The following is an 8,872-nucleotide window of genomic DNA, read 5'->3' as shown; positions in this document are numbered from 1 at the left end:
TCCCATTTTTTTGCACAAGCCTTTTTTCGATCTTTTTTTCTGAATGGTGATTTTTCACCCTTTTCGCCGTGTAATTGCGCGATTTGCTCAATTTTCACCGTTTTCAGGGGTTGCAGAGCGAGATAAAAGCCACCAAAGTCTTCTTACGCTCCCGTATTTTTGAGGTCAACATGTCTGCTCACCTGCGTCCCTATAAAACATTTTTCCCGCAAATCGGTCTTCGCGTCATGATTGACGCATCCAGCGTCGTCATCGGTGATGTCAGAATTGCCGATGACGTCAGCGTCTGGCCTCTGGTCGCCATTCGCGGCGACGTCAATTTCGTGTCGATAGGTCAACGTAGCAATATTCAGGACGGCAGCGTTCTACACGTGACCCATAGATCCTCTTACAAGCCTGAGGGAAATCCACTGATCATTGGAGAGGATGTGACGGTTGGTCACAAAGTGATGCTGCACGGCTGCACTATCGGCAACCGCGTGCTGGTTGGTATGGGTTCGATCTTGTTAGATGGTGTCGTGGTTGGTGATGACGTCATGATTGGCGCGGGAAGTCTGGTGCCGCAGAATAAACAGCTTGAAAGCGGCTTCCTTTACTTTGGCAATCCGGTCAAACAGATCCGCCCCCTGACAGAGGCGGAGCGGGAAGGCCTAAAATATTCAGCAAATAACTATGTGAAATGGAAAGATGAATATCTGGATCAGGAGAGCCAGACCCAACCCTGAGCATCCTCCTGATTATCGCGGATCAATGCCTCAGCCTCTTCCTCAAGATCCCAACGATGTTCCCGGAATGCGGCCAGCCACTGCGCTGGCCCCTCTGCGCCAAAACGCTGCTGCAGGATCTGCCCTGAAATTACGCAGGTTAATTGCATCCCATTCACCAACGCGGGAAAAACCACGCCCTGCCGTTCGGCATCCCATGATTCCCGATCGGGAAACTGAATCGCCTGATTCATGCATTCAGTTCCTGTTGCAGCTTTTCTATAACCGGGGTGATAGCCGGCAGGACGCCGTGCCATAGCAGAACAGCATGGGCGGCTTGCGCCACCAGCATTCCCAGCCCGTCAGCGCAGTGGGTTGCGCCATGCTGCTGACACCACTGAAGAAATGGCGTCGCCCCTTTCTGGTAAAACATGTCATAGCAATACACGTCGGGGTTAACAACAGACGCCGGGATAGCCGGCACATCACCCTCTATCCCACTGGATGTTGCATTGACGATCAGATCGAAAGTTTCCCCAGCTAAGGTATCCATTTCCCGGGCGCTGACGCTGCCGGTATGGGCGAAGAGCGTGGCTAACTCATGGGCACGAGCATAGGTGCGATTGACGATCGTCACAGCGCACCCCAGCGACAGCAGCGGCAGCAGTACCCCACGCGATGCGCCACCGGCACCGATAAGCAGGATCCGCTGGCGTGGCTTAATGAATCCCAGACGCTCCAGATCGCTCAGAAGACCAATACCATCCGTGTTGTCGCCCAGCAAACGCCCATCTTCCAGACGTTTCAGGGTATTCACCGCTCCCGCCAGCGCAGCGCGTTCTGTCAGTTCATCCGCGCGCGCAAAGGCTTCTTCTTTGAAAGGAACGGTAACGTTGGCGCCCTTTCCTCCTTCCGCAAAAAACTGATTCAGAGAAGAGACAAAATCGTCCAGCGGCGCCAGCACACGTCCATAAGGATGGGTAATCCCTAACTGGCGGGCAAAAAGGTGGTGAATAGAAGGCGACTTACTGTGCGCAATCGGATTACCAAAAACAGCGTAGGTTTCCATGATTCACCCCTGGCGGAACAGTTCACCCGTCAGGGCATCACGTATTTCAGATGGATTTTGACGTCCGCCCGTAGCGCCATCCACGACCGGGAAGCTGTCACCAAACTGAGCACGGACCTCTGCGGTAGTGCGGCAAGGCGGTTGACCGGTGAGATTGGCGCTCGTCGAGACCAGCGGTTTTCCGTAGGCTTCGCACAATTCAATCACCAGCGGATGGTTGGTTACGCGTACGGCCAACGAATCAAAACGACCCGTCAGCCAGCGTGGCGTTTCAGGACGAGCCGGGAATACAAACGTCACCGGTCCTGGCCAGCAGGAAAAGATTGCTGCCCGCTGCGAGTCACTTAACCGAGAATCATCAATATAGGGCTTCAGCTGCTCAAAGCTAGCGGCGATAAGGATCAATCCCTTCTCAACAGGACGCTGCTTCAGCTCCAGCAGACGCATAACGGCCGTTTCGCTGTCAGGGTCGCAGCCGACGCCAAAAACAGCTTCCGTGGGATAGGCGATGACATGTTCATTATTCAGGACCGCCACGGCATGGGCGACGGCTTCTGAGGGCAGGTTATTGTTCACTGATTTATTCCGCCGGGATCGGCTTTCCACATTGTTTACTGGCACAGAAGCGTCTGAGCCCCTGCGCCGTCTTCTTTTCTATTAACAGCGGGTAATGGCATTCAGGGCATTCGCCCGCCACCGGTTTAAAATTGATAACGAACTGGCAATCAGGATAGCGATCGCAGGAGTGAAAGGTTTTACCGAAACGGGAACGACGCTGGACCAGATGGCCTTGTCCGCACTGCGGGCAAGCAATAGCCGTCTCATCTGGTTTATCAATTAGCTCGGTATGTTCGCATTCCGGATAGCGGCTACAGCCAATGAACATCCCAAAACGCCCCTGGCGTAGCACCATAACCGCGCCGCACGATGGGCATGCTTGCCCCTCCAGCACCTTAACGACATGCCCGTCCGCCTGACTTTTCAGGGGACGGATATAGTCACAGTCCGGATAATGCGAACAGCCAAGAAACGGGCCATGTTTCCCGGAACGGATCACCAGTTCAGCCCCGCACTGCGGGCAGGGCTCATTTTTACGCACCGAAAACAGTGCTGATTTGGTCATAACAACTCGATGTTGCTGCAAAAAGATTAATGCAGCATACCTTCATTTACTTCGAAGAGTAATTCTTCCATTTGCTGATAGGCGTTTTCACAGCCCGGAATATTGAACAGTACCATCAGGATGACCCATTTCAGGTCCTCCAGCTCAAATTCTGCCGTATCCAGCGCCAGTACGCGCTCTATCACCATTTCTCGCGTTTCGAGGTTCAACACCTGAATCTGCTCGAGGAAGAGTAAAAATCCCCGGCAACTGGCATCCAGACGCTGGCACTCCTCTTCGGTATATACCCGAAGCGACAGCGGGTCGGAAGCGAGCTGCATGGGTTCAACGAGACCTTCCTGATAATCAGCCAGTTTCTCGAGCCACATTAACGCGTTATAGATATCTTCCCGCTCAAAACCTGCGTCGGTAAGATCCCGCGTCAGTTTGTCCTGATCCACGCGCATTTCTGCTTCGCTATGGATGTAAGTTTCAAACAAATACATGAGTACGTCGAACATGGCTTGCCCTCCTTAATCGGACATAGCCGCCGGGTACAGCTGCGATCCAGCCTGCTAACTCCAGTTCAAGTAGCTGAGCTACGGTTACTGGCACAGATTGGCCGGCACGTTCAGCGACAACGTCAACAGGTGTTACCTCATCTCCTACGTTAGCCAGGAGCTCCGGAAATGGCAATGCTACAGACGGCTGATCGGCGCAATTATTTATCGAATCAGACGTATCAGTTAGCCAGTCAGCTCGTTGTGCCAGTATTCCACAATATCCTCTGGCGAGGTCACCGGCACCGCGCCTTGCTTAATTAACCAGTGTGGGCCTTCCGATCCCGGATTGCCTATCGGCCCAGGCAGGGCAAACACATCCCTTCCCTGCTCCAGAGCACAGCGGACGGTAACCAGCGAGCCGCTTCGCAATGCCGCCTCAACCACCAACACGCCCAGGCTCAGGCCGCTGATAATCCGGTTGCGCCTGGGGAAATGCGCGGGAAGCGGCGGCGTTATTAGTGGAAATTCAGACACCAGCGCACCGCCATTATCGATGATCTGCTGGGCGAGGCTTGCATGGCGCCGCGGATAAACCTTACCCAGTCCGTTGCCCAGTACCGCGATGGTTTTGCCCTCGGCCGAGAGCGCGCCGCGATGCGCTACGCCATCAATGCCTAACGCCAGCCCACTGGTGATAGTCATTCCTTTACGCGCCAACGTTTCGCTGAACAGTTTCCCCCAGCGAGCGCCATACCAGGAATGCAGGCGACTACCAATAACGGCAAGCTGCGCGCTGTGAAGCAGAGCGGGATCGCCGCTGACCAACAACGCACCGGGGTAATCAGCGATGGCCCTTAGCCGAAACGGAAAGCGCGGATCGTCGGCCCGTAACAGATGATGTTCCGGGTTCTCCAGCCAGCGCCGCGTCTCATCAAGCTCACGCCCGTCAAGCCGAAAAAATGACGTTGCTTGCGCCGCGGACATCCCGACAGCATGCAGCGCTTCACGATCAACGCTGGCGGCTGCGCATAAGCGCTGTGCGATCTTTAGCATTCTGTCGCCATACAAGTTACTGACCTTCATCAGCCGCAGCCAAATCTCGTCGGGCGTCATCCTTACCCCCTGCCATAAGCGGTATTGACAATCTTTGCGATTGGACAGTGAGACTGTCAATTGCAGGGTGTTTTGTCTAGAATAGAGCTAATAATCTTATCAACTCCTGAATACGACTCTGGAACTTTATGGCAGTTTTGCAAGTGTTACATATTCCGGACGAGCGCCTTCGCAAAGTCGCCGAGCCGGTCAAAGAAGTGAATGCGGAAATTCAGCGTATCGTCGATGATATGTTCGACACCATGTACGCTGAGGAGGGCATTGGTCTGGCCGCGACCCAGGTCGATATCCATCAGCGCATTATCGTTATTGATGTGTCGGAAAATCGTGAAGAGCAGCTGGTGTTAATCAACCCGGAGCTGCTGGAAAAAGATGGCGAAACGGGCATCGAAGAAGGCTGCCTGTCGATTCCGGAACAGCGCGCCCTGGTGCCGCGTGCGGAAAAAGTGAAGATCCGAGCGCTGGATCGCGACGGTAAGCCATTTGAACTGGAGGCCGATGGCCTGCTGGCTATCTGTATTCAGCATGAGATGGATCATCTGGTCGGCAAACTGTTTATTGATTATCTGTCACCGCTCAAACAACAGCGCATTCGTCAGAAGGTTGAGAAACTGGATCGTTTACGTTCCCGTGCCTGATAACAAGGAATACCGTGTCACAATCACTACGTATCATTTTCGCCGGCACCCCCGATTTTGCAGCGCGTCATCTTGACGCGCTGTTGTCGTCTGAACATCAGGTTGTTGGCGTATTCACTCAGCCAGACCGTCCTGCTGGCCGCGGCAAAAAATTGATGCCGAGCCCGGTAAAGGTGCTGGCTGAAGCCCATAACTTACCTGTATTCCAGCCATCTTCCCTGCGTCCGCAGGACAACCAACAATTAGTCGCCGATCTCGGCGCCGATATCATGGTGGTGGTGGCGTACGGTTTGATTCTTCCGAAAGCGGTGCTGGAGATGCCCCGTCTGGGCTGCATCAACGTTCACGGCTCCCTGCTACCGCGCTGGCGTGGCGCAGCGCCGATCCAGCGTTCGCTGTGGGCGGGGGATTGCGAAACAGGCGTAACCATCATGCAGATGGACGTCGGCCTTGATACGGGTGATATGCTGTATAAGCTTTCCTGCCCCATTACCGCAGAGGATACCAGCGGCAGCCTGTACGATAAGCTGGCCGAGCTCGGCCCTCAAGGTCTGCTGGCAACCTTAGCCCAGCTGGCCAACGGCACCGCACAGCCTGAAGTACAGGATGAATCGCTGGTGTGCCACGCCGAGAAGCTGAGTAAAGAAGAAGCTCGCATCGACTGGTCGCTTTCTGCCGCACAGCTGGAGCGCTGCATCCGCGCCTTTAATCCGTGGCCAATGAGTTGGCTGGAAATTGACGGGCAGCCGCTAAAAGTGTGGCGGGCATCGGTCATTGCCGAAGCTGCGCATGCCGAACCGGGTACTATCGTGGCAGCAACCAAACAGGGTATCCAGGTCGCCACGGGCGATGGGATCCTCAGTCTGGAGTCGCTACAGCCTGCGGGTAAAAAAGCGATGAGCGCCCAGGATTTACTCAATTCCCGCCGGGAGTGGTTTACTCCTGGCACCCGTCTCGCCTGACGGTCGTCTCTTCTGAAGCCCGGGTTCGCCGGGCATTTTTATTTTTGCGCTTATGAAAAAGAATATAAATTTACGCAGCCTGGCCGCCCAGGCTATCGAGCAAGTCGTTGAAAAAGGTCAGTCTTTAAGCAACGTCCTGCCCCCTCTACAGCAAAAAGTCAGCGATAAAGACAAAGCGCTGCTGCAGGAGCTGTGTTTTGGCGTACTGCGTACGCTCAGCCAGCTGGAGTGGCTTATCAGCAAGCTGATGGCGCGTCCGATGACCGGCAAACAGCGCACCGTGCACTTTCTGATTATGGTTGGGCTCTATCAGTTACTCTACACCCGCATCCCTCCGCACGCCGCGCTGGCTGAAACGGTAGAAGGCGCGGTGGCGATTAAGCGCCCGCAGCTTAAAGGGCTGATCAATGGGGTGTTACGCCAGTTTCAGCGCCAGCAGGAAGAGCTACTGGCAGAATTCGCCGGGCAGGAAAACCGCTACCTTCATCCCAAATGGCTGCTGAAGCGTCTGCAGCAGGCCTGGCCGCAACAATGGCAGGAGATCGTCGATGCGAACAACCAACGCCCGCCGATGTGGCTGCGCGTTAACCGCAACCATCATTCCCGAGACGAATGGCTTGCTCTGCTTAAAGAGGCCGGCTTAGAGGGCTTCACCCACCCTGACTATCCCGACGCCGTGCGTCTGGCCACCCCTGCCCCGGTCCATGCGTTGCCGGGTTTTGCCGAAGGATGGGTAACCGTTCAGGATGCCTCGGCCCAGGGCTGCATGCGCTATCTGCAGCCGGAAAACGGCGAGCGCATTCTCGATCTCTGCGCCGCGCCGGGCGGCAAGACGACGCATATTCTGGAAGTCGCTCCCCAGGCTGAGGTCATGGCGGTGGACATTGATGAACAGCGTCTTTCCCGCGTCTATGACAACCTGAAACGGCTGGGCATGAAAGCCGAAGTCAAACAGGGCGATGGTCGCTTCCCTGAGCAGTGGTGTGGCGGCGAGCAGTTCGATCGTATTCTGCTGGATGCCCCCTGTTCCGCCACCGGCGTTATCCGCCGCCACCCGGATATCAAATGGCTGCGCCGGGATCGGGATATCGGCGATTTAGCCCAGCTGCAGGCCGAGATCCTCAATGCCATCTGGGGGCATCTGAAGCCAGGCGGCACGTTGGTTTACGCTACCTGTTCTATTCTGCCGGAAGAGAATAGTCAGCAAATTGCCGCGTTCCTCGCGCGGACCCCGGATGCAGAGCTTCACGCAACCGGTACGCCGGCAAGCCCGGGACAGCAAAATCTGCCGGGTGCGGAAGAAGGCGATGGCTTCTTTTACGCTAAGCTAATCAAACGTCGGAACTAATGGATCACTGCAGATGAAGATTATTATTCTGGGCGCCGGCCAGGTCGGCGGCACGCTGGCGGAGAACCTCGTCGGCGAGAACAATGATATTACGCTGGTTGATACCAATGGCGACCGTCTGCGCAGCCTGCAGGATAAGTTCGACCTGCGTGTCGTCCAGGGGCACGGTTCTCACCCCCGCGTACTGCGCGAGGCAGGAGCCGATGATGCCGATATGCTGGTGGCGGTCACCAGTTCGGATGAAACCAACATGGTGGCCTGTCAGGTCGCCTATTCATTATTCAATACGCCAAACCGTATAGCCCGTATTCGTGCGCCTGATTACGTCCGCGATGCGGAAAAGCTCTTCAATTCTGAAGCTGTGCCCATCGATCACTTAATCGCTCCGGAACAGCTGGTCATCGACAATATTCATCGCCTGATAGAATATCCCGGCGCGCTGCAGGTCGTGAACTTCGCCGAAGGTAAAGTCAGCCTCGCCGTGGTGAAAGCCTATTACGGTGGTCCGCTGGTGGGGAATGCGTTGTCCACCATGCGTGAGCATATGCCGCATATCGATACGCGCGTGGCCGCCATTTTCCGCCACGATCGCCCCATCCGCCCACAGGGTTCGACGATTGTCGAGGCCGGCGATGAAGTCTTCTTTATTGCCGCCTCGCAGCATATTCGCGCGGTCATGAGCGAACTCCAGCGTCTGGAGAAACCTTACAAACGCATCATGTTGGTCGGCGGCGGCAATATTGGCGCGGGCCTGGCTCATAAGCTGGAAAAAGACTACAGCGTTAAGCTTATCGAGCGCAATCAGCAGCGAGCCGCTGAGCTGGCAGAAAAACTGCAGCATACTATCGTCTTCTATGGTGATGCATCGGATCAGGAGCTGCTGGCCGAAGAGCATATTGACCAGGTGGACCTGTTTATTGCCGTCACTAACGATGACGAAGCAAACATCATGTCTGCGATGCTGGCCAAGCGAATGGGGGCCAAAAAAGTCATGGTGCTGATCCAGCGCAGAGCCTATGTGGATCTGGTTCAGGGTAGCGTCATTGATATCGCGATATCGCCTCAGCAGGCCACGATTTCCGCCCTCCTCAGCCATGTCCGTAAAGCCGATATTGTCGGCGTCTCCTCCCTGCGCCGCGGCGTTGCGGAAGCGATCGAAGCAGTGGCACACGGCGATGAGAGCACCTCGCGGGTGGTCGGGCGGTCGATCGATGAGATCAAACTTCCGCCAGGCACGATCATCGGCGCCGTCGTGCGCGGGAATGACGTAATGATCGCCAATAATAATCTGCGGATCGAGCAGGGCGATCATGTGATCATGTTTTTGACTGATAAAAAGTTTATTTCCGATGTAGAAAGGCTGTTCCAGCCAAGCCCCTTCTTCCTGTAATTCCCAGGGCGTCGAACAGGCGCCTTGTATTATCCCTTATTAT

General features: G+C 55.4%; 10 protein-coding genes and 1 pseudogene. 5 read left to right on the top strand and 6 right to left on the bottom strand.

Annotation, left to right across the window (positions count from 1 at the left end):
- Positions 1–170: 170 nt before the first annotated feature.
- Positions 171–725, top strand: coding sequence for a gamma carbonic anhydrase family protein (locus tag ACOI7Z_RS25750; RefSeq protein WP_044524944.1), 555 nt, complete (start codon positions 171–173; stop codon positions 723–725).
- Here ACOI7Z_RS25750 and ACOI7Z_RS25745 read toward each other — a convergent pair.
- From ACOI7Z_RS25745 to dprA, 6 genes and pseudogenes are all read right to left on the bottom strand, one after another.
- Positions 701–958: a DUF1488 domain-containing protein gene (locus ACOI7Z_RS25745; protein WP_048298473.1), complete on the bottom strand. Its 258-nt coding sequence runs from the start codon at positions 956–958 to the stop codon at positions 701–703. The genes ACOI7Z_RS25750 and ACOI7Z_RS25745 overlap by 25 nt on opposite strands.
- Positions 955–1,773, bottom strand: coding sequence for a shikimate dehydrogenase (aroE, locus tag ACOI7Z_RS25740; RefSeq protein WP_032454195.1), 819 nt, complete (start codon positions 1,771–1,773; stop codon positions 955–957). Before aroE ends, ACOI7Z_RS25745 begins: the two co-directional genes overlap by 4 nt.
- Before the next feature lie 3 nt (positions 1,774–1,776).
- A complete protein-coding gene (gene tsaC / locus ACOI7Z_RS25735) occupies positions 1,777–2,349 on the bottom strand; it encodes an L-threonylcarbamoyladenylate synthase type 1 TsaC (RefSeq protein WP_004206805.1) in 573 nt (190 codons plus the stop codon).
- Positions 2,350–2,353: 4 nt separating this feature from the next.
- Complete coding sequence (locus ACOI7Z_RS25730; protein ID WP_023291168.1) at positions 2,354–2,896, bottom strand: type I DNA topoisomerase; 543 nt, start codon at positions 2,894–2,896, stop codon at positions 2,354–2,356.
- A 26-nt stretch (positions 2,897–2,922) separates the two neighbouring features.
- Complete coding sequence (gene smg / locus ACOI7Z_RS25725) at positions 2,923–3,396, bottom strand: DUF494 family protein Smg (protein ID WP_002919137.1); 474 nt, start codon at positions 3,394–3,396, stop codon at positions 2,923–2,925.
- Positions 3,368–4,491: pseudogene (gene dprA / locus ACOI7Z_RS25720) on the bottom strand (DNA-protecting protein DprA). Before dprA ends, smg begins: the two are co-directional and overlap by 29 nt.
- Before the next feature lie 128 nt (positions 4,492–4,619).
- Between dprA and def the strand changes: the two are divergent.
- The 4 genes from def to trkA are packed head-to-tail and all read left to right on the top strand — an operon-like array spanning position 4,620 to position 8,829.
- Positions 4,620–5,129 carry a peptide deformylase gene (gene def / locus ACOI7Z_RS25715; protein ID WP_004206802.1) on the top strand — a complete coding sequence of 170 codons (510 nt, stop codon included), beginning with the start codon at positions 4,620–4,622 and terminating at the stop codon, positions 5,127–5,129.
- Between the two features lie 14 nt (positions 5,130–5,143).
- The gene (gene fmt, locus ACOI7Z_RS25710; RefSeq protein WP_086076472.1) at positions 5,144–6,091 is read left to right on the top strand and encodes a methionyl-tRNA formyltransferase; all 948 of its coding nucleotides are present in this window, start codon (positions 5,144–5,146) and stop codon (positions 6,089–6,091) included.
- Positions 6,092–6,143: 52 nt separating this feature from the next.
- Positions 6,144–7,439, top strand: coding sequence for a 16S rRNA (cytosine(967)-C(5))-methyltransferase RsmB (gene rsmB, locus ACOI7Z_RS25705; protein WP_087849556.1), 1,296 nt, complete (start codon positions 6,144–6,146; stop codon positions 7,437–7,439).
- 13 nt (positions 7,440–7,452) lie between these two features.
- The gene (trkA, locus tag ACOI7Z_RS25700; RefSeq protein ID WP_002919153.1) at positions 7,453–8,829 is read left to right on the top strand and encodes a Trk system potassium transporter TrkA; all 1,377 of its coding nucleotides are present in this window, start codon (positions 7,453–7,455) and stop codon (positions 8,827–8,829) included.
- Positions 8,830–8,872: the final 43 nt, after the last annotated feature.

The organism is Klebsiella sp. C283 (assembly GCF_048822555.1).
Lineage (GTDB): Bacteria > Pseudomonadota > Gammaproteobacteria > Enterobacterales > Enterobacteriaceae > Klebsiella > Klebsiella quasipneumoniae.
This window is presented reverse-complemented; position numbering and strand designations above follow the sequence as displayed.